At 68.2% G+C, this 21551-nt stretch carries 28 protein-coding genes and 1 pseudogene; 16 read left to right on the plus strand and 13 right to left on the minus strand.

Going from position 1 to position 21551, the window contains the following annotated elements:
* Positions 1-58: 58 nt before the first annotated feature.
* On the minus strand, positions 59-673 hold the full coding sequence (gene rpsD, locus VPH46_RS02915) for a 30S ribosomal protein S4 (RefSeq protein WP_125959123.1): 615 nt from the start codon (positions 671-673) through the stop codon (positions 59-61).
* A gap of 221 nt (positions 674-894) precedes the next feature.
* Between rpsD and VPH46_RS02920 the strand changes: the two genes are divergently transcribed.
* Positions 895-1194: a chorismate mutase gene (locus VPH46_RS02920; RefSeq protein ID WP_416608748.1), complete on the plus strand. Its 300-nt coding sequence runs from the start codon at positions 895-897 to the stop codon at positions 1192-1194.
* A gap of 1 nt (position 1195) precedes the next feature.
* Here VPH46_RS02920 and VPH46_RS02925 read toward each other — a convergent pair.
* From VPH46_RS02925 to rpiB, 5 genes and pseudogenes are all read right to left on the minus strand, one after another.
* Positions 1196-2268, minus strand: a pseudogene (locus VPH46_RS02925) (TrmH family RNA methyltransferase).
* A gap of 108 nt (positions 2269-2376) precedes the next feature.
* On the minus strand, positions 2377-2838 hold the full coding sequence (gene nrdR, locus VPH46_RS02930; RefSeq protein ID WP_132882463.1) for a transcriptional regulator NrdR: 462 nt from the start codon (positions 2836-2838) through the stop codon (positions 2377-2379).
* A complete protein-coding gene (locus VPH46_RS02935; protein ID WP_416608750.1) occupies positions 2839-3006 on the minus strand; it encodes a hypothetical protein in 168 nt (55 codons plus the stop codon).
* A gap of 2 nt (positions 3007-3008) precedes the next feature.
* Positions 3009-4316, minus strand: a complete 1308-nt coding sequence (gene glyA / locus VPH46_RS02940; RefSeq protein WP_416608752.1) for a serine hydroxymethyltransferase — start codon at positions 4314-4316, stop codon at positions 3009-3011.
* Positions 4317-4412: 96 nt separating this feature from the next.
* Positions 4413-4859 carry a ribose 5-phosphate isomerase B gene (rpiB, locus tag VPH46_RS02945; protein WP_416608754.1) on the minus strand — a complete coding sequence of 149 codons (447 nt, stop codon included), beginning with the start codon at positions 4857-4859 and terminating at the stop codon, positions 4413-4415.
* 89 nt (positions 4860-4948) lie between these two features.
* Here rpiB and VPH46_RS02950 point away from each other — a divergent pair, with 89 nt between their 5' ends.
* The 4 genes from VPH46_RS02950 to VPH46_RS02965 all read left to right on the plus strand — a co-directional run bounded on the left by VPH46_RS02950 (position 4949) and on the right by VPH46_RS02965 (position 9414).
* A complete protein-coding gene (locus VPH46_RS02950; protein WP_416608756.1) occupies positions 4949-5437 on the plus strand; it encodes a hypothetical protein in 489 nt (162 codons plus the stop codon).
* A 71-nt stretch (positions 5438-5508) separates the two neighbouring features.
* Complete coding sequence (ileS, locus tag VPH46_RS02955; protein ID WP_416608758.1) at positions 5509-8499, plus strand: isoleucine--tRNA ligase; 2991 nt, start codon at positions 5509-5511, stop codon at positions 8497-8499.
* Positions 8499-9014 carry a signal peptidase II gene (gene lspA, locus VPH46_RS02960; protein WP_125959116.1) on the plus strand — a complete coding sequence of 172 codons (516 nt, stop codon included), beginning with the start codon at positions 8499-8501 and terminating at the stop codon, positions 9012-9014. The genes ileS and lspA overlap by 1 nt, the downstream gene beginning before the upstream one ends.
* Positions 9007-9414 carry a DUF3035 domain-containing protein gene (locus tag VPH46_RS02965; protein WP_125959115.1) on the plus strand — a complete coding sequence of 136 codons (408 nt, stop codon included), beginning with the start codon at positions 9007-9009 and terminating at the stop codon, positions 9412-9414. Before lspA ends, VPH46_RS02965 begins: the two co-directional genes overlap by 8 nt.
* An 89-nt stretch (positions 9415-9503) precedes the next feature.
* Here VPH46_RS02965 and VPH46_RS02970 read toward each other — a convergent pair whose 3' ends face one another.
* From VPH46_RS02970 to VPH46_RS02985, 4 genes are all read right to left on the minus strand, one after another.
* Complete coding sequence (locus VPH46_RS02970; protein WP_132882469.1) at positions 9504-10316, minus strand: TorF family putative porin; 813 nt, start codon at positions 10314-10316, stop codon at positions 9504-9506.
* Positions 10317-10484: 168 nt separating this feature from the next.
* On the minus strand, positions 10485-10946 hold the full coding sequence (locus tag VPH46_RS02975) for a RidA family protein (RefSeq protein WP_416608761.1): 462 nt from the start codon (positions 10944-10946) through the stop codon (positions 10485-10487).
* Positions 10947-10978: 32 nt separating this feature from the next.
* Positions 10979-11605, minus strand: a complete 627-nt coding sequence (locus VPH46_RS02980; protein ID WP_416608763.1) for an HAD family hydrolase — start codon at positions 11603-11605, stop codon at positions 10979-10981.
* Positions 11602-11877 carry a DUF3572 domain-containing protein gene (locus tag VPH46_RS02985; protein ID WP_416608765.1) on the minus strand — a complete coding sequence of 92 codons (276 nt, stop codon included), beginning with the start codon at positions 11875-11877 and terminating at the stop codon, positions 11602-11604. The genes VPH46_RS02980 and VPH46_RS02985 overlap by 4 nt, the downstream gene beginning before the upstream one ends.
* Positions 11878-11915: 38 nt before the next feature.
* Here VPH46_RS02985 and VPH46_RS02990 point away from each other — a divergent pair, with 38 nt between their 5' ends.
* Positions 11916-12320, plus strand: coding sequence for a response regulator (locus VPH46_RS02990; protein ID WP_132882473.1), 405 nt, complete (start codon positions 11916-11918; stop codon positions 12318-12320).
* 31 nt (positions 12321-12351) lie between these two features.
* Here the strand turns inward: VPH46_RS02990 and rpmG are convergent, their stop codons facing one another.
* The gene (gene rpmG / locus VPH46_RS02995) at positions 12352-12519 is read right to left on the minus strand and encodes a 50S ribosomal protein L33 (RefSeq protein WP_125959110.1); all 168 of its coding nucleotides are present in this window, start codon (positions 12517-12519) and stop codon (positions 12352-12354) included.
* 216 nt (positions 12520-12735) lie between these two features.
* Here rpmG and VPH46_RS03000 point away from each other — a divergent pair, with 216 nt between their 5' ends.
* The 6 genes from VPH46_RS03000 to VPH46_RS03025 all read left to right on the plus strand — a co-directional run bounded on the left by VPH46_RS03000 (position 12736) and on the right by VPH46_RS03025 (position 16681).
* On the plus strand, positions 12736-13047 hold the full coding sequence (locus VPH46_RS03000) for a hypothetical protein (protein ID WP_416608768.1): 312 nt from the start codon (positions 12736-12738) through the stop codon (positions 13045-13047).
* A gap of 14 nt (positions 13048-13061) precedes the next feature.
* A complete protein-coding gene (locus VPH46_RS03005) occupies positions 13062-13628 on the plus strand; it encodes a TMEM165/GDT1 family protein (protein WP_416608770.1) in 567 nt (188 codons plus the stop codon).
* A gap of 83 nt (positions 13629-13711) precedes the next feature.
* On the plus strand, positions 13712-14209 hold the full coding sequence (locus tag VPH46_RS03010; RefSeq protein WP_132882476.1) for a Dps family protein: 498 nt from the start codon (positions 13712-13714) through the stop codon (positions 14207-14209).
* A 72-nt stretch (positions 14210-14281) separates the two neighbouring features.
* The gene (locus tag VPH46_RS03015; protein ID WP_125959106.1) at positions 14282-14467 is read left to right on the plus strand and encodes a DUF1328 family protein; all 186 of its coding nucleotides are present in this window, start codon (positions 14282-14284) and stop codon (positions 14465-14467) included.
* Positions 14468-14519: 52 nt separating this feature from the next.
* Positions 14520-15023, plus strand: coding sequence for a DUF6265 family protein (locus tag VPH46_RS03020; protein ID WP_416608772.1), 504 nt, complete (start codon positions 14520-14522; stop codon positions 15021-15023).
* Between the two features lie 41 nt (positions 15024-15064).
* Complete coding sequence (locus VPH46_RS03025) at positions 15065-16681, plus strand: cisplatin damage response ATP-dependent DNA ligase (protein WP_416608774.1); 1617 nt, start codon at positions 15065-15067, stop codon at positions 16679-16681.
* A gap of 10 nt (positions 16682-16691) precedes the next feature.
* Here the strand turns inward: VPH46_RS03025 and VPH46_RS03030 are convergent, their stop codons facing one another.
* Positions 16692-17543 (minus strand): glutaminyl-peptide cyclotransferase, encoded by an 852-nt coding sequence (locus VPH46_RS03030; protein WP_416608776.1) that lies wholly within the window; start codon positions 17541-17543, stop codon positions 16692-16694.
* Positions 17544-17549: 6 nt separating this feature from the next.
* Entirely contained in the window at positions 17550-18368 is an 819-nt protein-coding gene (locus VPH46_RS03035) for a cold-shock protein (protein WP_416608778.1), read from the minus strand.
* 375 nt (positions 18369-18743) lie between these two features.
* Between VPH46_RS03035 and VPH46_RS03040 the strand changes: the two genes are divergently transcribed.
* The 4 genes from VPH46_RS03040 (at position 18744) to lptB (ending at position 21477) form a co-directional block, all read left to right on the plus strand.
* A complete protein-coding gene (locus VPH46_RS03040; protein ID WP_416608780.1) occupies positions 18744-19364 on the plus strand; it encodes a ribonuclease D in 621 nt (206 codons plus the stop codon).
* 8 nt (positions 19365-19372) lie between these two features.
* Positions 19373-20011: an LPS export ABC transporter periplasmic protein LptC gene (lptC, locus tag VPH46_RS03045; RefSeq protein ID WP_125959101.1), complete on the plus strand. Its 639-nt coding sequence runs from the start codon at positions 19373-19375 to the stop codon at positions 20009-20011.
* A gap of 5 nt (positions 20012-20016) precedes the next feature.
* A complete protein-coding gene (locus tag VPH46_RS03050; protein ID WP_239436320.1) occupies positions 20017-20559 on the plus strand; it encodes an LptA/OstA family protein in 543 nt (180 codons plus the stop codon).
* Between the two features lie 135 nt (positions 20560-20694).
* The gene (gene lptB, locus VPH46_RS03055; RefSeq protein WP_416608783.1) at positions 20695-21477 is read left to right on the plus strand and encodes an LPS export ABC transporter ATP-binding protein; all 783 of its coding nucleotides are present in this window, start codon (positions 20695-20697) and stop codon (positions 21475-21477) included.
* Positions 21478-21551: the final 74 nt, after the last annotated feature.

Consider the following 21551-nt stretch of genomic DNA (forward strand, 5'->3'; position numbering starts at 1 on the left):
ACCGCCCTCTTCTTTGTCTTGCCGGTGGGCCGCGGCGGGTGCCGCGGTCCGAAACCGATCAGCGCGAGTAGAACTCGACGACCAGGTTCGGCTCCATCTTCACCGGGTACGGCACCTCGTCGAGGGTCGGCACGCGGGTGAAGGTGATCTTTGCGGCGCCATCGGGTGCGACATAGTCGGGGATGTCGCGCTCGGCCAGGCTCTGCGCCTCGAGCACCAGCGCCATCTCCTGAGCCTTGCTGCCCAGCGTGATCTCGTCGCCCGGACGGACGCGACGCGACGCGATGTTGCACTTCACGCCGTTGACGCGGATGTGGCCGTGGCTGACGATCTGGCGAGCCGCCCAGATGGTCGGCGCGAACTTGGCGCGATAGACGATCATGTCCAGGCGCTGCTCGAGCAGGCCGATCAGGTTCTGACCGGTGTCGCCCTTCATGCGCGACGCTTCTTCATAGGTGCGCTTGAACTGCTTCTCGGTCACGTCGCCGTAATAGCCCTTGAGCTTCTGCTTGGCGCGCAGCTGGATGCCGAAGTCGGACATCTTGCCCTTGCGGCGCTGGCCGTGCTGGCCGGGGCCATACTCGCGCTTGTTGACCGGGCTCTTCGGGCGGCCCCAGATGTTCTCGCCGAGACGACGGTCGAGCTTGTACTTGGCGCTGTGGCGCTTCGACATTTGGTATTCCTTGCAACTGCAACAACGGTGATCCGCCCCGAAGGAGTGGATCGCGAATCCCGGTTTCTCGCGCTGCTGGGATCGAGACGATCGGCAGGGCTGCCGCTTCACCGGGGTGCGGAGCCGATTGCGAAGGCGCGCGCCTAGCCGCAGAGGGGGGCATGAGTCAAGCTGGACAGGCCGTCTGGACACGCCGGGGCCCGCCCGCCTAGGCACGCGGCATGACGATCCTTTCCGGTCCCGATTGCACCACCATGCGCGAAGTCCGCGCCGGCGTCGACCAGCTCGATCGCGAGCTGGTGGCGCTCCTCGCCCGCCGCTTCGCCTATATGGACGCCGCCGCTCGCATCAAGCCGGAGCGCGGCCATGTCCGCGACGAAGCGCGCAAGGCGGAGGTCATCACCAACGCCCGCGCCGAGGCGGCTCGGCTGGGCGTGCCCGAGGAAGTGGTCGGCGCGCTTTGGGAGCAGCTGGTCGAGGCGTCGATCGCCTATGAGCTGGCGGCGTTCGATCGGCGCTAGGCTACCGCTGGCGCGGCCGTGCGAGGGTCGACAGCACGCCGCGTAGCGTACGCACTTCCTGCGAATTCCAGCCCGGCTTGGTCAGCAGCGTGCGCAGTGTCCGGCGCGTGGCGGGCGCACGATCGGGGGGAAAGAAGTAGCCGCCGGCCTCCAGCATCCCGTCGAGCTGCGCGATCATGCCTTCGAGTTCCTCCTGCGGGGCGGGAGGATCGAGTTCGGTCTCGGGCGGACTCGCAAGGTCGGCGCCCTTGGACCACTCATAGGCGACCAGGATCACCGCCTGGGCGAGGTTGAGCGAGCCGAATCCCGGGTTGATCGGCACGGTGACGATGGTGCGGGCCAGTGCCACGTCGTCGGTTTCCAGCCCGGATCGCTCCGGCCCGAACAGGATCGCGGCGCGGCCGGCATCGCTGCGGATCGCGCGGGCGGCCTCTTCCGGCGTGACGACCGGCTTGGTGACGCCGCGCTTGCGGACCGTGGTCGCAAAGACGTGGCTGCAGTCGGCCACCGCATCGGCGACGGTTTCAAAGACCCGTGCCTTCTCCAGCACCACATCGGCGCCGCTCGCGGCCGGCCCCGCCTGCGGATTGGGCCAGCCATCGCGCGGGGCAACCAACCGCATCTCCACCAGCCCGAAGTTGAGCATCGCACGCGCGGCCTTGCCGATGTTCTCGCCCAGCTGCGGGCGCACCAGCACGATGACGGGGGGTGGGGACACGTTCGGGGAGGAGGAGGGGGAAGGTGTCTCGTTCATGGTTCCGTTCGTCCTGAGTAGGGGCTGAGCCTGTCGAAGCCCCGTATCGAAGGACTTGCGCGCCAACGCCTGCACGCGGTTCCAGTCGCCCGCGATCAACGCCTCTTTCTTCGCTCGCGACCAGCCTTTCAACCGGGTCTCTGCGGCGATCGCCTCTTCCCGGCTGTCGAACGTCTCGCTCCAGGCCAGTGTTACCGGCTGTCGTGGGTATAGCCGGGGAAGCTGCCTGCCTGATGCTGGACGACCCGCGTCTCCAGATTGTCGGTGTGGCCGGTGTAATAGGTGCCGTCGGCGCATCGCAGGATGTAGACGTGGAACATCGACGGCTTCCTCTGCTGGCGTGGGGGTTCTCGACTTCGCATCTCGACAAGCTCGATGCGGCTCGAACCAAACGGAGGTATAAACGTCAACGGGGCGACGGGAGAGCGCTACTCCCGCCCCACCTCGGCCACATTTCCCGCGAACTCCTCGAAATCCCGCGCCTCGCGGAAGTCCTTGTAGACGCTCGCAAATCGGATGTACGCGACCGAGTCGAGGCCCTTGAGCGCCTCCATCACCATCTCGCCGATGCGCTGGGCGGGCACCTCGCCGTCGCCGGTGGTCTCCAGCTGGCGTTGGATGCCCGAGACCAGCCGTTCGATCTGCGCCTGTTCGACCGGGCGCTTGCGGGTCGCGATCGCGACCGAGCGGAGCAGCTTCTCGCGATCGAAGGGCTCGCGCCGGCTTTCGCTTTTCAGCACCCACAGCTCTCGCAGCTGGATGCGCTCGAACGTGGTGAAGCGCGCGGCGCAGGCCTCGCACTGGCGGCGCCGCCGGATCGCCGCCCCATCTTCGGTGGGGCGGCTGTCCTTTACCTGGCTCGCATCATTTCCGCAGAAGGGACAACGCATTCAGATCCGCTTCTTGGCCTTGAGATAGGCGTAGCCGGCGCCGGCCGCGGCGCCGATCATCGGGCCGATGAAGGGCAGGGGCATTGCGACCACGGCGCCGAGCGCGCCCCACTTCGCCATGCTCTTGCCCAGGGCCTTCTTCTGCGCGTCGGTCGGATAGTCGGTCATGATCAGCCTCCGTAAATCGGGAACCGAGCACACAACGCGCGAACCCGCTCGCGGACCCCCGCCTCGACCTGGGCGTCGCCCGCCTCGCCCTTGGCGGCCAGGCCGTCGAGCACGTCGGCGACCATGTTGCCGATCTCGCGGAACTCGGCGGTGCCGAAGCCGCGGGTGGTGCCGGCCGGCGAACCGACGCGGATGCCGCTGGTCTTGACCGGGGGCAGCGGATCGAAGGGGATCCCGTTCTTGTTGCAGGTGATGCCCGAACGCTCCAGTGCCTCGTCCGCATCGCGGCCGGTGACGCCAAGCGGGGTGAGGTCGATCAGCGCCAGATGGGTGTCGGTGCCGCCGGACACCACATCGCTGCCGCGCTCCTTGAGGGTGGCGGCGAGCACCTTGGCGTTTTCCACCACCGCGGCGATGTAGCTCTTGTACTCGGGGCGCAGCGCCTCGCCGAAGGCCACGGCCTTGGCCGCGATCACGTGCATCAGCGGCCCGCCCTGGAGGCCCGGGAACACCGCCGAGTTGATCTTCTTGGCGATCGCCTCGTCGTCGGTCAGCACCATGCCGCCGCGGGGCCCGCGCAGCGTCTTGTGGGTGGTGGTGGTGACGACATGGGCGTGGCCGAATGGGGTCGGGTGCAGCCCGGCCGCGACGATGCCGGCGAAGTGCGCCATGTCGACCATGAACTTGGCGCCCACCTCGTCTGCAATCGCGCGGAAGCGGGCGAAGTCGATGTGGCGCGGATAGGCCGAGCCGCCCGCGATGATCAGCGTCGGCTTGTGCTCCTTGGCGAGCCGCTCGACCTGGTCATAGTCGATGAGGTGGTCTTCCTGGCGCACGCCGTACTGGACCGCGTTGAACCACTTGCCCGACATCGCCGCCTTGGCGCCATGGGTGAGGTGCCCGCCGGCATCCAGGCTCATGCCCAGGATGGTGTCGCCGGGCTTCGTGAGCGCCAGCATTACCGCGCCGTTCGCCTGCGCGCCCGAGTGCGGCTGGACGTTGGCAAAGCCGCAGCCGAAGATCTGCTTGGCGCGCTCGATCGCCAGCGTCTCGACCTCGTCGGACGGCGCGCAGCCCTGGTAGTAGCGCTTGCCCGGATACCCCTCGGCATACTTGTTGGTGAACACCGAGCCCTGCGCCTCGAGCACCGCCTTGGACACGATGTTCTCGCTGGCGATCAGCTCGATCTGGGTCTGCTCGCGCGTCAGCTCATGCTCGACGCCGGCGAACACGGCCGGGTCGGCATCGGCCAGGCTGCGGGAAAAGAAACCGTCGGGCTGGACCTGATGGGTCTGCGGATTGCTGCTCATGAATGCGCCTCCTGGGGCTCGGGCTGGCCGGTCGCGCGAGCCTTTAGGATGCCGCGCGCGCGAAGGCTACCCGTTGTTGCCCCAAATAGGCGCGCGTCATGCCAGGGTAGGGCTGCTCAGCTTGTCGATGCGGCGCTGGTGGCGCTCGCCGCCGAAGGGCGTGGCCAGGAACGCCTCAATGCACGCCTTCGCCATCTCGACGCCGACCAGCCGCGCACCCATCGCCAGCACGTTGGCGTCGTTGTGTTCGCGTGCGAGCCGCGCCGACAGCGGCTCGTTCACCAGCGCGCAGCGGCAGCCCACATGCCGGTTCACCGCAATCGAGATGCCGATGCCGGATCCGCACAGTGCGATCCCGAAGTCGGCTTCCCCGCCGCTCACCTTGCGGGCCAGCGCATAGCCGTAATCGGGATAGTCGACGCTGGCCTCGCCCTCCGGTCCCAGGTCCACGACCGCATGGCCGGCATCGCGCAGCCAGGCGACGAGCGACGCCTTCAACGCCACGGCAGCGTGATCGGAGGCGAGGGCGATGCGGTACGTCATGGGACAGGCCTTGAAGATCGGTGGTCGCTGCTGCCTAGCCGTGCGGCCGCGTGAAGGCTAGACAGGCCGCCCAACGCGGGAGGAACGCGATGCGCCGAACGATCTGCTTGTCGATGCTGGTGTTGCTGGCCGGATGCGAACAGCGCGCGGAGCGGCGCGCCGAGGGGGAAGCCGTCGAACGCGCGGTCCACAACAGTGGCCATGTCGCGCCGCAGGAAGCGCCCGCAGAAACGCCGACCTCCACGCCTACCCCCACGCCCGCGCCGACCGCGAGAGTAGCGGATACCGCGGCGACCGACGCATGGATCGGGCGCTGGCGTGGCGTTGAGGGGCTGAACCTAGTGATTTCCGCGGACGGCCAAGCGGGCCCCGGCCACTACACGTTGGAGATGCAATACTCGCTGGACGACAAGGGTGTGTTCCAGGGAGTCGCGGCCGGCGACACGATCCGTTTCACCCGGCCGGACGGGCCGCAGACGCTGCGCGCGACGGACGGTGAGGCGACCGGGCTCAAGTGGCTGGCCGACAAGAAGGACTGCCTGACGGTGAAGCCCGGCGAGGGCTATTGCCGCGACTGACGCCGCTCTGAGCCCTGTCCACCACTTCGCGCTTCACCCCCGGCCCCGCATCCTCTAATCGGCGCGGTTCCATGACCGACGAACCGAACGCGAAGCGCGACTGGCGCGACACCGTCTTCCTGCCGAAGACCGACTTCCCGATGAAGGCGGGGCTTGCCGCCAAGGAGCCGGCGATCCTCGATCGCTGGGCGCGCATCGGGCTGTACGACCGCCTGCGTCGCGAGCGCGCCGGTCGCGAGCGGTTCATCCTCCACGACGGCCCGCCCTACGCCAACGGCGACATCCACATGGGCCATGCGATGAACAAGGTCCTGAAAGACATCATCGTCCGCTCGCAGACGCTGATGGGCAAGGACGCGCCCTATGTCCCAGGCTGGGACTGCCACGGTCTCCCGATCGAGTGGAAGATCGAGGAACAGTATCGCGCCAAGAAGCGGTCGAAGGACGAGGTGCCCCCGGCCGAATTCCGCGCCGAATGCCGCGCCTATGCCGCGCATTGGGTCGACGTGCAGAAGGGCCAGTTCCAGCGGCTGGGCGTGCTCGGCGACTGGGAAGACCCCTACCTCACCATGAAGTACGAGGCCGAGGCGACGATCGCGGGCGAGCTGCTCAAGTTCGCCGAGTCGGGCCAGCTCTATCGCGGCGCCAAGCCGGTGATGTGGAGCCCGGTCGAAAAGACCGCGCTCGCCGAGGCCGAGGTCGAGTATGAGGACATCACCTCGACCCAGATCGACGTCGCTTTCGAGATCGTCGAGGCGCCCAACGCGCCCGAGCTGGTCGGCGCCCATGCGGTGATCTGGACGACCACGCCGTGGACGATCCCGGTGAACCAAGCGCTCGCGTATGGGCCGGAGATTGAATACACGGTTGTCGAATTTCAGGTAAGTTTGGGTAAGGATAAAGCGACTGCGGCGGCTTGGGATGCGAACGAAGCCGCTATACGCGTGCGTCCTGAGTTCTTGTGGCTCGATCGCCGCTTTGTTGTCTCCACCAATCTGATCCCCTCCATCGTGCAGCGCATGCAGCACTCATTGACGATCCTCGCGCGTGACTTCGGCATCATCGCGGACGGGATTGTCGTTGAGGAAGAGCAGCGTGGACCAGATGGCTTCTACGCCCCTGTCGTCGTGAAGGGCGCTGATCTCGCCGGCGCCGTCGTCCGCCACCCGATGCACCACCTCGGCGGCTTCTTCGCGAAGCCACGGCCGATGCTGCCGGGCGATTTCGTCACCACCGAGGCGGGTACCGGCCTCGTCCACATGGCGCCCGATCATGGCGAAGACGATTTCGCGCTGTGCAAGGCCTATGGCATCGACCCCGTGTTCGCGGTCACCGGCGACGGCAAGTATCGCGACGACTGGGGTTGGCTCGGCGGCCAGGGGAGCGTCATCAACCCCAAGTTCACCGCCTCGGGCAACGGCGCCAAGCTGGAGGAAGGCCCGATCTGCCGCGACTTGCGGGAAGCAGGTGCGCTGCTCACCGCGTCGGACGACTTCCGCCACAGCTATCCGCATTCGTGGCGCTCCAAGGCGAAGGTGATCTTCCGCGCGACACCGCAGTGGTTCATCCCGATGGACGCCCCGACGGGCGACACGGTGGAACAGGGCGCGGAAACCGCGTCCGGCAACGGGGCAACCCTGCGTGAACTCGCCCTCGACGCGATTGAACAGACCCGCTTCGTGCCGGAAAAGGGCCGCAACCGCATCGCCTCGATGGTGTCGGGTCGTCCCGACTGGGTCATCAGCCGCCAGCGCGCCTGGGGCGTGCCGATCGCGCTCTACGTCCACCGCCAGACCGGCGCCTATCTGCGCGATCCGGCGGTGAACGCGCGCATCCTCGACGCCTTCCGTGCAGGCGGCGCCGATGCCTGGTTCCAGGCCGACCACCAGGCGCTGCTCGGCGCGGAATACCGTCCCGAGGACTATGAGGTCGTCACCGACATCCTCGACGTGTGGTTCGACTCGGGCTCGACCCACGCCTTCGTGGTTGAGGCGCGCTATGGCGCCGGCACCCGCGCCAACCTCTATCTCGAAGGCTCCGACCAGCATCGCGGCTGGTTCCAGTCGTCGCTGCTGGAGAGCTGCGGCACCCGCGGCCGCGCGCCCTATGAGGCGGTGCTGACCCACGGCTTCGCGCTCGACGGCAACGGCCGCAAGATGTCGAAGAGCCTGGGCAATGTCGTCGATCCGTTGAAGGTGATCGGCGAGTCGGGCGCCGACATCCTGCGGCTGTGGATCGCCCAGACCGACTATTTCGAGGACGTGCGCATCGGCAAGGAGGTGCTGGCCGGCACCGGCGATACCTATCGCAAGCTGCGCAACACCTTCCGCTATCTGCTCGGCGCGCTCGACGGCTTCGCCGACGAAGAGCGAGTCGCGGTCGCCGACATGCCCGAGCTGGAGCGCTACGTGCTCCACCTGCTCGGCAAGCTCGACGTCGAGCTGCGTGCCGCGGCCGAAGCGTACGAGTTCAACCGCTACGCGCGTGCGCTGACCGACTTCGCCAACGAGGATCTGTCGGCGTTCTTCTTCGATATCCGCAAAGATTCGCTCTACTGCGACGCTGCGGACGATCCCAAGCGCCGCGCCTATCGCACCGTGCTCGACCTGCTGTTCCACGCGCTGGTCCGCTATGCGGCGCCGATCCTGGCCTTCACCGCCGAGGAAGTGTGGCAGGCGCGCTTCCCCAGCGAGGACGGCTCGGTCCACCTGCTCGAATGGCCCGAGCTGCCGGCGCTGCCCGCCGACGACGCCGTCTCGGCCAACTGGGACGACGTTCGGCGCCTGCGCGAGCGAGTGACCGAGGCGATCGAGCCGCTGCGGCGCGAGAAGATCGTGCGTTCCAGCCTGGAGGCCGAAGTCACCGTTCCCGAACTGCCGCTTCCCGAGGACGCGCTCGCCGAGGCGTTCATCGTCGCTTCAGTGGCGAAGGGGGAGGGTGACATGGACGGCGTGGGCGTGGTCCGCACCCATCGCCACAAATGCGGTCGCTGCTGGCGCCACCTGCCGGAAGTTGCAGTGGACGATGCGCTGTGCCACCGCTGTACCGAGGTAGTATCCTGATGCAACGCACCCGCCTTCACGGCTTCCTGCTCGCAGGGCTGATCTTCATCGTCGACCAGGCGGTGAAGTTCGTCGTCACCGGTCCCCTGGGCGTGTCCCGGCCGGGCGACGAACGCATCCTGCTGCCGATCTTCGACCTGCGCTTCGTGCCCAACGTCGGCGTCTCCCTGGGCCTGTTGCCCGCCGACAGCAGCGTGATGCGCTGGCTGCTGGTGCTGCTCACCGCCGCGATCGCGAGCGGCGTCGCCTGGTGGATGCTGCGCGAAAAGAGCCGGCCGGACCTGTTCGCGCTCGGCCTGGTGCTGGGTGGCGCGCTCGGCAACATCCTGGACCGGGTGCGCTTCGGCTATGTGGTCGACTTCCTCGACCTGCACTTCGGGACGTGGCGCCCGTTCCTGATCTTCAACGTCGCCGATGCCGCCATCACCATCGGCGTGCTGATCCTGCTTGTCCGCGCGGTGCTGGTGCGCGACAAGCCCGCCGAAACGCCCGCTGGGGAGAAGGTAAATGCGTAAACTTCATGCCGCCGCGAGCGTCGCGCTCGCCCTTGCTCTCGCGGGCTGCGGCTCGTCGGGGCTCAACCGCGCCCGTCCGGACGAGTTCGCGGTGGCGCGCCAGGCGCCGCTGGTGATCCCGCCCGACTATGCGCTGGTGCCGCCGCAGCCCGGCGCGCCGCGTCCGCAGGAAGTCGGCGCCTCCACTCAGGCGCTGCAGGCGATGTTCGGCGGTCAGGCGCAGCGTAGCGCGAGCGAGCGCGCGGCTCTGACCCAGGCAGGCGGCAACGACGCGGCCGATGCTGGCATCCGTTCCGGCCTGGCCGATCCGGACACCGCGGTGGTGGACAAGGGCTCGACCACCCAGGACATCATCGCCGCGCCGGAAGGTGACGGCCAGGCAGCGCGCACCACGCCCTGACCCCGTAGCCACCGTTGGCAAGAGAAAGGGCCGCGACGTGAGTCGCGGCCCTTCTTTGTTGGGCCCGCCCAGGTGAGGGCGGGCAGGCGTCAGAAGGCGGCGGTCAGCGAAACCACCACGGTGCTCGCTGCGATCGGGCTGCCGTCCTTGGTCTTGGAAAAGCCGGAGCCCAGATAGGCCGACTCGCGGCGGGTGATATCGGTGTCGACATAGGCGACCCCCAGCGTCAGCTGGTTCCAGGTGGCGTCCACCCCCAGCAGCCAGTCGAAATACTCACCCGTCGGCGACAGGCTGGTGCCGTTCGGGCCCAGGCCCGGGTTTCCGTTCGAATAGCCGATGTGCGCCTTTGCCGTCAGTGGCGTGTTCGGAATGCCGACGGTTCCGTCCCCGGACAGGTAGAGATTGTCGTCGCGATCGCCGTCGGGATGCGCCATGAAGTTGCCGAGCGAGGTCTGCTTGGGCGCGTAGAAGACGCCCGCCGTCAGGTTCGCCGGGCCGGCAGTACCGGAAACCTTGCCATAGAGTTCGACCACGTCGGTCTCGTCCGCGCCGCCGGGATAGGTGTACCAGGTGACGCCCACGTCATAGGCCGCGTTGCCGACCTCCCCCTTGTAGCCGGCGACCAGGTCCAGCTCGATATTCGCCCCGCCAAAGGTGCCCCAGCCCGCAAGGTTGGAGCCCCAGGTTGCGATATAGAAACCGCTCTCATGCGCGATGGTGATGCCGCCCTGGAGCGCGACTTCCTTGTCGCTCTGCGACACACCGCGGAAGCGATAGTCGGACGCGACGCTGGCGCTGCCGCTGACCGTGATCGGCTGGGGAGGGTCGGTTTCCTGCGCCCAGGCAGGCGCGATGCTGCCGACAGCGGCGAAGATCGAAACAAGTATGTTGGAGAAGCGCATCGTGACCCCCTTGAGGTGATGGTTCTCCTCCTGCTTGCGCCCTGGGGTGTCGTCCGCACCCCCTGTGACGCGACACGAAGGTGCCGATCAGCGGGTGCGGACACAACGCTTGTTTCGTCGATGTCGCTTTTTGGGATCGGAATGTTGCGTTGCAGCAACAGGCGGCGATCAGCGTAGTTCCAGGATCGCGTCCACTTCCACGACCGCGCCGAGCGGAAGCACCGGGACACCGACCGCACTGCGCGCGTGCTTGCCGGCCTCGCCGAACACCGCGACCATCAACTCGGAGGCGCCGTTGGCGACCTTCGGCTGGTCCGTGAAGCTGGCGGCGCTGTTCACGAACACGCCGAGCTTCACCACCCGGGAAACGCGATCAAGGCTGCCGAGCGCCTTTTCGGCCTGGGCCAGCAGCATCAGGGCGCAGCGCCGCGCCGCTTCGACACCATAGTCCAGCTCCCGGTCCTCGCCGAGCCGACCGGTCATCAGCGCGCCGTCCTGGAACGGCAGCTGCCCGGAGATGTGGAGCAGCCCGCCGGCCTCGACCGCCGGCACATAGGCCGCGACGGGCGCGGCCGCTTCGGGGAGGGTGAGGCCGAGTTCGGCCAGCTTCGCGGGGATGTCGGTTGCCATAGCGTGGGTCATCCCGCGGGGCCGGGCGGGGGTCAAGCCTCCGCCGGCAGTCCCGCGTCGAAGCGTGCCGCGATCCATGTCGCGGCGTCCCGCCAGTCGTCGATCCGGGCGTGCGCAGCCGGGGCAGGGGGCACGTGCGGCGCAAGGCTGGGCTCCGACACCATGTGCAGCCGGTGGACGCCCGGCGCATGCTGCGCGACCGAATCATGGTGCGTCGGCAGGTCGTCGACGAAGACCGCGACCGGGCTGCCGTGCTCCGCCACCAGTCGCGCCACCGGCTCGCCCTTCGGCCCCTGGTTGCATTCGACGCGGTGGACGATGCCATGGGTGGAGAGCTGGGTAATCCGCGACTCGCGGCAATGGTCGCGCAGGTTGGTAAGGATGACGATCTCCGCGCGCTGCCCGAGCGCCTCCAGTGCCTCCGCAGCGTGCGGCACCAGCGTCTGGCGGTCCATCTCGGCGGGGAAGAAGCCGTCGATCAGCGACCACATCCGCTCCCTCGTGACGAGTTCGCCGTCGGCACGGTGGCGCATCGCCTTTTCGAAGCTGCCTTCCCCTAAGTGCAGGTCGATGTCGTGGTCGGTGTCGAGCCAGTCCCGGAAGTGACGCACCATGTGGAGCAGCACTTCGTCGCAGTCGCAGATCAGCAGTGGCTTCATGGTCGCTCCAGCACGCGCCTGGCGCGGGTCAGTTCCTCAGGTCCCACCTGCAAGCTCTCGGCGCAGGCGATCAGGTCAGGCTCGTGATTTTCGAGATAGCCGATCACCGCCGCCAGAAAGGCGGGCGTGTCGGCCCGCGCCCGCAGGACGTCCGGCGTGATGCCGGTGACGTCCAGGAAGCGGCGGGCCCGCTCCGGATCGGTCAGCACCCAGCTCAGCGCGCCGAGCGACAGCGTCGCCGCCGCTTCGGCGTTTGTCTCATGGGGCGCCATGCCGTAGTACCTCGGGGATCAACAATCGGGTCTTGGACGTGACAAAAAGGGTACTCGTTGTCGAGGACAACGAACTCAATCTGAAGCTGTTTTGCGACCTGCTGCGGGCGCACGGGTTCGTGACCGAGCCGGTGCGCGACGGGCGTGAAGCGGTGGCGCGCGCGCGCGTTTTCGCGCCGGACCTGATCATCACCGACATCCAGTTGCCGCACATGACGGGCCTGGAGCTGATCGGGCGCCTGAAGCTGGATGCGAAGCTGCGCAACATCCCGATCATGGCGGTGACCGCCTATGTGGGGCGCGAGGACGAAGAGCGAATCCGCGCGGCCGGCGCGAACGCGTATGTCACCAAGCCGATTTCGGTGGTGCGCTTCGTCGGGGAGGTGCGGGCGCTGCTGCCGCGTCAGGCCGACGAATCGGCGGACGCGGCGCTGGCCGGCTGAGACCGCTCCGCTGGCGCGGAGCGGCAACCGATTACTTGATCTTGGCTTCCTTGAACTCGACGTGCTTGCGCACGATCGGGTCGTACTTGCGGAAGCTGAACTTCTCGGTCTGCGTGCGCGGGTTCTTCTTGGTGACATAGAAGAAGCCGGTGTCGGCCGTGCTGACGAGCTTGATCTTGACGGTGGTCGGCTTTGCCATGACCCTGAAATCCTTCGGTTCGCGGTACCGGACAGCGTTGAAAAACAAAAAGCGGCGCGCGCAAATCGCGGCCGCCCACAGGCTGGGCCGCATGCGTCACCTGCCCGCGGTTGTCAAGGCAAACACGCTGCTTGCCTGCTCCACCCTTGCTGTTTCATCGTTCCTTCACGTGAGGATGGCACCATCCCGCGGCAAGCCAAGGAGAGGGCCCAAGCGATGATCGAGGCAGTTGTAGGCGCCCCCGTAGAGTTCGAAAGCGGTCTTGCCGCGTTGCGCCGCGCTAGCGGCCGCGGGCCGATGCGGCACTTGGCGGCAGAGGTCGAGGGGATTCGCCGTCTGGCGGCCGCGCAAGGGCTCGTCGGGGCGGCGCCGGTGATCCGGGCGATCGACTCGGCGCTGGCGCGCGGCGAGCGCGGTGCGTTGCTGCAGGGGCTCGTCGTCATCCTCGAGGACGCACTGGCGCAACGGGAGCCGGGCGACTCGAGCTCGGTCTACGCCGCCGCCTGTTCGGTGCGGCTCGCCGGCTGAGCGCCGGGCTGCGGATGGAGACACTGGTTCCTGCCTTTGTCGCGGTGCTGCTCGCGCAGCTCTTCGACCCACCCGCACGCCTCACGGCCGTGCTCGCGGATCGCTTCGGGAGGGCGGGCGTAACCGCCGGACTGATCCTCGCCCACGCGGCCGGCTTCCTCGCGGCAGCGGCCGGAGGTGCGCTGATCGCGCCGGGGATGAGTCCCAACGCCCGGACGCTGCTCCTCGCCCTGGCCCTGATGTTCGCGGGTGCGGGCGGTCTGGCCCGGACGAAACTCGCCGATCGACTGACGAACTGGCGCATCGGGAGTTTCGCAACCGCATTCCTGGGGATCTTCATCCTCGCGTTCGGGGACCGCAGCCAGTTTCTGGCCCTTGCCCTTGCCGCCTGGAGCGGGAGCCCCGTGCTGGCGGCGATCGGGAGCACGATCGCGGCGATCGCGGTCGGCGCCATCGCGGCGACTGTCGGAGAGCGCGCCTGGTGCCGCTGGCCGGGGCGGCGGGCCGCCGGCCTGGGCGTATCGGCGCTGCTGATGGTGGCCGGCGCGGTGCTCGTCGTGCGGGCGTTGCGCCTCGGCTAGAGAAGCTCTTTGCCTTTCCCCTTGAACGGGAGCGATTCAGGGCAAAGTTCGTTGCCGTAGCGAATCATCACCTGGAGGACTCCATGGCCGACACCAACCCGGCGCTCGACACGCCCACCGACCTGAACAGCAACAAGGTCCGCTCCGTCGCGGACGCGCTGAACGGCACCCTCGCGGACTGTTTCGCGCTGTATCTGAAGACCAAGAACTTCCACTGGCACGTCTCGGGCCCGCACTTTCGCGACTATCACCTGATGCTCGACGATCAGGCCACCCAGATCCTCGCCATCACCGACGTCATTGCTGAGCGGGTGCGCAAGACGGGCGGCACCACCCTGCGTTCGATCGGCGACATCGCGCGTCGCCAGCAACTCACCGACGACGATCGCGACTTCGTGGCGCCGGGCGAGATGCTGACGATCCTGCGTGACGACAATCTGAAGCTGGTCGAATCGATGCGTGCGGCGCGCGAAGCGGCCGAGACCGCAGGCGACACCGCCACCAGCAGCCTGGCCGACGAGTGGATCGATCAGGCCGAAGAGCGCGCCTGGTTCCTGTTCGAGGCCGGCCGCAGGAGCTGAGCCGTCGGGGGCGGTCGAGGGAACGATCGGCTGCCCCGCTCGGTTGACCCGCGGGGCTAGTGGAGAACTGCCATGCTGCGTTGGGCCATCATCTTTCTGATCGCGGGACTGGTGCTCGGGGTGCTGGGCTTTGGTGGGATCGGCGGCGCGTTCGTCGACATCGCCAAAATCCTGTTCTTCATCGCCGTGGCGATCTTCGTCGTACTGCTCGTGCTGGGCCTGCTCGCCGGCCGCGGCATCAAGAAAGCGATAGACTAGCGGTTCGGCGCGACTATCCTCCCTGTCGGCTGGGCTGGCGGGGAGAGTCGCTGTGGCGCTGACGGGCATGGTTGCGGGGCTGCTGCTGGCCCTCGCCGGCGAGGCGCAGACGCGGACCGCGACCCCTGGCGCTCCGCCGCCGCAGGCGCAGATCACAGACCTTTCCTGGCTGACCGGGCAATGGCACGGCGAGGGCTATGGAGGACCGGCGACTGAGGTCTACTCGGCGCCGCAGGCAGGCGGCATCGCCGGCCACTTCCTGCAGGAAGACGGCAGGGGCGGGGTACTCTTCTACGAGCTGCTGCAGATCGTGCCGCGTGGCCGATCGCTGGTCTATCGCCTCCGCCACTTCAATGCCGATCTGACTGGGTGGGAAGATGTCAAAGGCGGCAAGGCGGTGGAGTTCCCGCTGATCGCGGTGGAGGGCAATCGCTTCTTCTTCGACGGGCTGACGCTGGTACGCGAAGGGCCGGACGCACTCACCGTGTGGGTGCGGATCGCCGAGGAAGGCGCACCGGCGCGCGATGTGCCGTTCCGCTATCGACGTGTGCGCTGAGGCCCACGCAACCAAGCGCGTCGCCGGCGGGTTGATCGGGCATGCGTGCGTTCGCCGACCTGCTCGACCGGTTGATCTATACCCGGTCGCGCAATGCCAAGCTCCGCCTGATCGGCGATTATCTGCGGACCACGCCGGACCCCGACCGCGGCTGGGCGATCGCGGCGCTGACCGGCGACCTCGATCTCCCGGCGGTGAAGCCCGCCATCATCCGGCAGATGATCGAGTCGCGAGTGGACCCGGTGCTGTTCGGGATGAGCCGCGACTTCGTCGGCGACACGGCCGAAACGGTCGCGCTGCTGTGGCCCGAGCCACCTGCCGGCTCACCCGCGGCGCGTGAGGCGGGGCCACTGTCGCTGGCGCAGGTGGTGGACACGCTTGCCGCCCTGTCGCGAAGCGATGCGCCTGCCGTCCTCGCCGCGATGCTCGACCAGCTCGATTCGGACGAGCGCTTCGCCCTGCTCAAGTTGGCCACCGGCGGGCTCCGCGCGGGGGTATCGGCGCGTCTCGCAAAAACGGCGCTGGCGCAAGCCTTCGGCCTCGACGTCGAGGCGGTGGAGGAGGTGTGGCACGGCCTCGCGCCGCCCTACGCGCCGCTGTTCGCCTGGGCCGAAGGCCAGGCGCCGCAGCCCGACAGCGCCAATCTGCCGGTGTTCCGCCCCTTCATGCTCGCCCACCCACTGGAGGACGGCCGCGTCGATCTCGCGGACTATGCCGCGGAGTGGAAGTGGGACGGGATCCGGGTGCAGCTGGTGCACGCGGGTGGCGAGACCCGGCTCTACAGTCGCGCCGGGGACGACATCACTGCCAGCTTCCCGGAGGTCGCGGCCGCCTATGCAACCCCCGGGGTGCTCGACGGCGAACTGCTGGTGAAGGGGGAGGCGCAAGGCCATGCGCTGGGCGAGGCGGAGGGCGCCGCCAGCTTCAATGCGCTCCAGCAGCGACTGGGGCGCAAGACGGTGTCGAAGCGGATGCTGGCCGACTTTCCCGCCTTTGTCCGTCTCTACGACATCCTGTTCGACGGCTCCCGCGACCTGCGGGCGCTTTCCTGGAGCGAGCGCCGGGCCGCGCTGGAGCGGTTCGCCAAGGACCTGGACCCGGAACGGTTCGACGTCTCCCGCCTGATCGAAGCGCCGGACTTCTCGGCGCTGGAGGCGATCCGCGAAGGCGCGCGCGACGCCGCGATCGAGGGTGTGATGCTCAAGCGGCGCGACAGCCCCTATGTCGCCGGGCGTCGGGTGGGTCTCTGGTACAAGTGGAAGCGCGATCCCCTCACCGCGGACTGCGTGATGATGTATGCCCAGCGCGGCAACGGAAAGCGCTCGTCCTTCTATTCGGATTACACCTTCGGCTGCTGGACCGGTGACCCGGCCGAGGGCGGCGAGTTGCTGCCGGTCGGCAAGGCCTATTCGGGATTCACCGACGAGGAGTTGAAGTGGCTCGACCGGTTCGTGCGCACCAACACCGTCCAGCGCTTCGGCCCCGTCCGCGAGGTCGAAAAGACGCTGGTGCTGGAGGTCGCGTTCGATTCGATTCACGCGTCACGCCGCCACAAGTCCGGGCTGGCGATGCGCTTCCCCCGCATTGCCCGGATCCGGCGCGACAAGCCGGCCGCGGAGGCAGACCGGATCGAGACCCTGCTCCGAATGGCGACCTAAGGAGGCCCCGCTAGGGCGCTGGTTCGAGCGCGATTTCGAACAGGGTCGGCCAGAGCTTGCCGGTCACGAACAGCCGGCGCTTCGCCGGGTCCCAGGCGATGCCGTTCGGAACCGCCTCCGGATCGGTTGCGGCGACCTCCGTCGCGAGGGCCGACAAGTCCATCAGGCCGGTCACCGCGCCGCTGGCCGGATCGATGCGGACCAGATAGTTGCGATGCCACACATTGGCGAAGATCGCGCCGTCGACCACCTCGAGCTCGTTGAGGTTGCGCACGGGGCGGCCGTTTGCGGTGACCGTCAGCTCGCGCTGGACCGCAAAGCTCTTCGGGTCCCGAAAGCGCAGGGTCGCCGAGCCGTCCGACTGGATTAGCGCCTTTCCGTCGCTTGCCAGCCCCCAGCCTTCGCCGGTGTAGCGGAAACTGCCGGTGCGCTTGAGCGTCTTCGCGTCCCAGCGATGCGCGAGGCCCGTCTTCCAGGTAAGGCTGACGAGGCTATTCTCCCACAACGCCAGGCCTTCGCCGAACTGATCGGCAGGCAGCACCGCGCGGGCGAGCACCTGCCCATCCTCCAGCCGCACGCGCCGGACTTCCGAGCGGCCTTCCAGGCCGATGCTCTCGAACAGGGCGCCATCGTGCCACAGCAGGCCTTCGGTGAAGGCGCCGGGATCATGGGGATAGCGCGCGACGATGCGCGCGGTGATCGGATAAACGGGTGCCGGAGACGGTGCAGTCGCCGGAGGGGCGACCTGCCCGGTCGCGGCAACGGGGGCAGGGGCGCCCGAAACCAGCGTCGCCGCGATGGCAAGGACCATCGCGGCGACATGGTTGCGGAACCGCCTGGCCGACGTGCGGCCGGACGGCATCCGGAATCAGCCCTTGGGCTGGAGGTTCACCGCGGCATACTTGCCGCGCCGATCCACCTCGAGCTCGAACTCGAGCTTATCGCCCTCGTTCAGCGTGGGCATGCCCGCGCGCTCGACGGCCGAGATGTGCACGAACGCGTCCGGCTGGCCATCGTCGCGCTGGATGAAGCCGAAGCCCTTCATTGCGTTGAAGAACTTGACCGTGCCCGACGCACGCTCGCCGGTCAGCTGACGCTGCGAGCCGCCCATGCCGCCGCCACGCGGAGCGGCATCACGGTCGCGCGGTGCACCGCCGCCACCTTCGGTGACCGGCATCGGCTCGCCGTCGATCTTCAGCTCGGTGGCCGAGACGCGGCCGCCGCGATCCACCAGGGTGAAGCCGAGCGGCTGACCCTCGGCCAGACCGGCGAGGCCTGCCTGCTCGACTGCGGAGATGTGCACGAACACGTCTTCGCCGCCATCGTCACGGACGATGAAGCCGAAGCCCTTCTGTCCGTTGAAGAACTTCACGACGCCCGTGGCTTCGCCGACGACCTGCGGGGGCATGCCGCGGCCACCGCCACCGCCGCCACCACGGAAGCCGCCGCCGCCGCCGCCACCGCCGAAGCGATCGCCGCCGCCGCCGAAGCCGCCGCCACCGCCGAAGCGATCGCCGCCGCCGCCGCCGTAGCCGCCGCCACCGCCGAAGCGATCACCACCGCCGAAGCCGCCGCCACCGCCGAAACCGCGGTCGCTGTAGCCACCGTAGCTCTCGTCACCGAAACTGTCGCGCTTGTCCTTGCCGCGCCCGCCGCGATCCCCGCGGCGCCCTCGATCGAAACTCATTGCCCTGTTCGTCTTCCCGGCTCGCCCAAATCACCATCAGAACCCAAGCGCCGGACGAATGACGCAAGTCTCTGGGCGCACAGGCAGATGCGCCACGACGCCACCATAGCCGAAACGCCTCCAGCCGGAAATGTTTTCGACAATTTTACGGCAGGTAACGCGCGATCGCGCCACAACCGTGGCGGAGACGGCACAGCTTCGGCTTTTTTTGCAGCATCCGGAGCCGATGGAGGGGCGTGCATGGCGACCCTGTCCTGCAAGCGTGCCGGTCTCAGGTGATTCGCGGCGCCACAGCGCCGACTCGGAAGAGCGCGACGCCCCAGGGAGTTCGGCCGGGCCATTGAGCCCGCTCCCCGAAGCGTCTAGGCGTTCGGCATGGCTGTTTACCTGCACGAAGAAGATCTGCCCGCCGACCTGTTCGCACCGGGCGCCGACCTTGCCGTCGATACCGAGACGATGGGCTTGCACACCCACCGCGACCGGCTCTGCGTCGTGCAGATCTCGGACGGGCGCGGCGACGAGCACCTCGTCCGCTTTTCGCCGGGCAGCGACTATGCCGCGCCGAACCTGCGTGCCGTCCTCGGCGATCCGGATCGCGTCAAGCTCTACCACTTCGCCCGCTTCGATCTCGCGGCGATCCGCCACTATCTCGAGACCGTGGCCGCGCCGGTCTATTGCACCAAGACCGCCTCGCGCCTCGTGCGGACCTACACCGATCGCCATGGCCTGAAGGAACTGGTGCGCGAACTGCTCGGCCAGGAAATCTCCAAGGCGCAGCAGTCATCGGACTGGGGCGCTCCGGTGCTGAGCGACGCGCAGAAGGAATATGCCGCGTCCGACGTGCGCTATCTCCACGCGATGCGCGAGGAACTCGACCGCCGCCTTGCCCGGGAGGGGCGTAGCGCGCTTGCCAAGGCCTGTTTCGATTTCCTGCCGCACCGGGCCGATCTGGACCTGGCCGGGTGGCCGGAAGTCGACATCTTCGCGCACATGTAAGCGACACCATGTCCGAGATCGCCCGCCGCGAACGAACGCAGCGCCAGCATTGGGCGCTTCCCGGTAGTCGCCACGACCGGCTGATCCGCCTGTCGCTGGTCGCGCTGCCGGTCGCGATCGGCGTGCTGGCGGCCTTCCTGGTGCTCGCCCCCCTGTTCATGCGCGGCGACGTCAGCTTCGTGCTCGACAAGAACAAGGTGGAGGTCGCCAAGGAGCGGCTGCGCATCCAGGCGGCCCGCTACACGGGGGCCGACGCCAAGGGGCAGCCGTTCGCGCTGACCGCCGGGTCCGCGGTGCAGAAGAGCTCGTCCGAACCGATCGTCCAGCTCGACAAGCTTGCCGCCGAGATCCAGTTGAAGGATGGCCCGGCAAGGTTGAACGCCAACCACGGACGCTACGATCTGGATACCGAGCAGGTCGCGATCGACGGGCCGATCGCCTTTCGCGCAGCCGACGGATACCGGCTCGACACCCGCGATGCGACCGTGGACCTGAAGACGCGCAAGCTGCGCAGCGGCGGCGCGGCGGACGGCACCACGCCGCTCGGGACCTTCAGCGGCGACCGGCTTTCGGCCGACCTGGAGGCGCGCACCGTGCGCCTCGACGGCAATGCCCGCTTGCGCATCCAGCCCGGGCGAACGAAGTAGGCGCTATGATACGTGTTCCGCACCTTCTGCTCGTCGCCGCGCCCCTCGGGCTGCTCGCCGCGCACGCTGCCTTCGGGCAGGTACGCCACGACTCGAACGCGCCGATCGATTTCAGCGCCCAGTCGATCGAGCTGCAGGATCGCGCCAATCGCGCGATCCTGACCGGCGGCGTGACGATCCGGCAGGCGACGATGACGCTGACCGCGGACCGCGTGACGGTGAACTACACCGGCCAGGTCGCTTCGGGGTCGCCGCAGGCCTCGCGGCTCGACGCGGCCGGCGGAGTCACGGTGACGCGCCCGGACCAGACCGCCAAGTCGAACTACGCCGTCTATGACGTCAACCGGCGCGTGGTGACGATGATCGGCAACGTCTCGCTGACGCAGGGCACCAACCGGCTCAACGGCGGGCGGCTCTCGATCGATCTCGACACCGGGCGTGCGACGATCGACGGCTCGGGCGTGGCGAGCAGCACGGCGCCGGGAGGCGGCGTGACGCAGCAAGGCGGACGGGTGAGCGGACGCTTCTCCGTGCCCAAGCGCAACTGACGCACCGTCCGGCGGACCAGGGGGCGCCGAGCGACGGTACCCCCTTTCCCTCCGGGCGCGAATCATGCACGAATCTTGCCAGCTGCATGCGCGTTTCGAGGCGATGACCTTCGACGCGCCAGCACGGAGCCCCAGATGGACGATGTGACCACCCTAGCCAGCCCGACCACGGCACCCCATGCGGAGCCGACGATGGCGCACGGCCTGTCGGTGGTGTCGATCGCCAAGTCCTACGACAAGCGGGTGGTGCTGTCCGACGTCTCCATGTCGGTCGGCCGCGGGGAGGTCGTCGGGCTGCTCGGTCCCAATGGCGCGGGCAAGACGACCAGCTTCTACTCGGTCATGGGCCTGGTGAAGCCGGACGCCGGGCGCATCATGCTCGACGGCGACGACATCACCAGCCTGCCGATGTACCGGCGCGCGATCCTGGGGCTCGGCTATCTGCCGCAGGAAACCTCCATCTTCCGTGGCCTGACCGTCGAGAAGAACATCCTGGCAGTGCTGGAGCTTGCCGAGCCGGATGCCAAGGCGCGCGGCCAGCGGCTCGACCAGTTGCTCGACGAGTTCGGCCTCACGCGCCTGCGGGATGCACCGGCGATGGCACTGTCCGGCGGCGAGCGGCGGCGCGCGGAGATCGCGCGTGCGCTGGCGGCCGATCCCTCGATCATGCTGCTCGACGAGCCGTTCGCGGGCATCGACCCGATCTCGATCGCCGACATCCGCGATCTGGTCGGCCAGCTCAAGCAGCGGGGGATCGGCGTGCTGATCACCGACCACAATGTCCGCGAAACGCTCGACATCGTCGACCGTGCGTACATCATCTACGATGGCCGGGTGCTGTTCACCGGCTCGCCCGAGGAACTGGTGGCCGACGCCAACGTCCGCCGCCTGTACCTGGGCGAGAGCTTCTCGCTCTGACCCATGGCACGCGCCGGTCGCCTCCCGCAGCGCGAAGGGCACCGGCACGCTGAAGGCGTCCGCGGGCGGCGCGG

Origin of the sequence: Sphingomonas sp. MJ1 (PH-R8) (assembly GCF_048058635.1) — a bacterium.
GTDB lineage: Bacteria > Pseudomonadota > Alphaproteobacteria > Sphingomonadales > Sphingomonadaceae > Sphingomonas.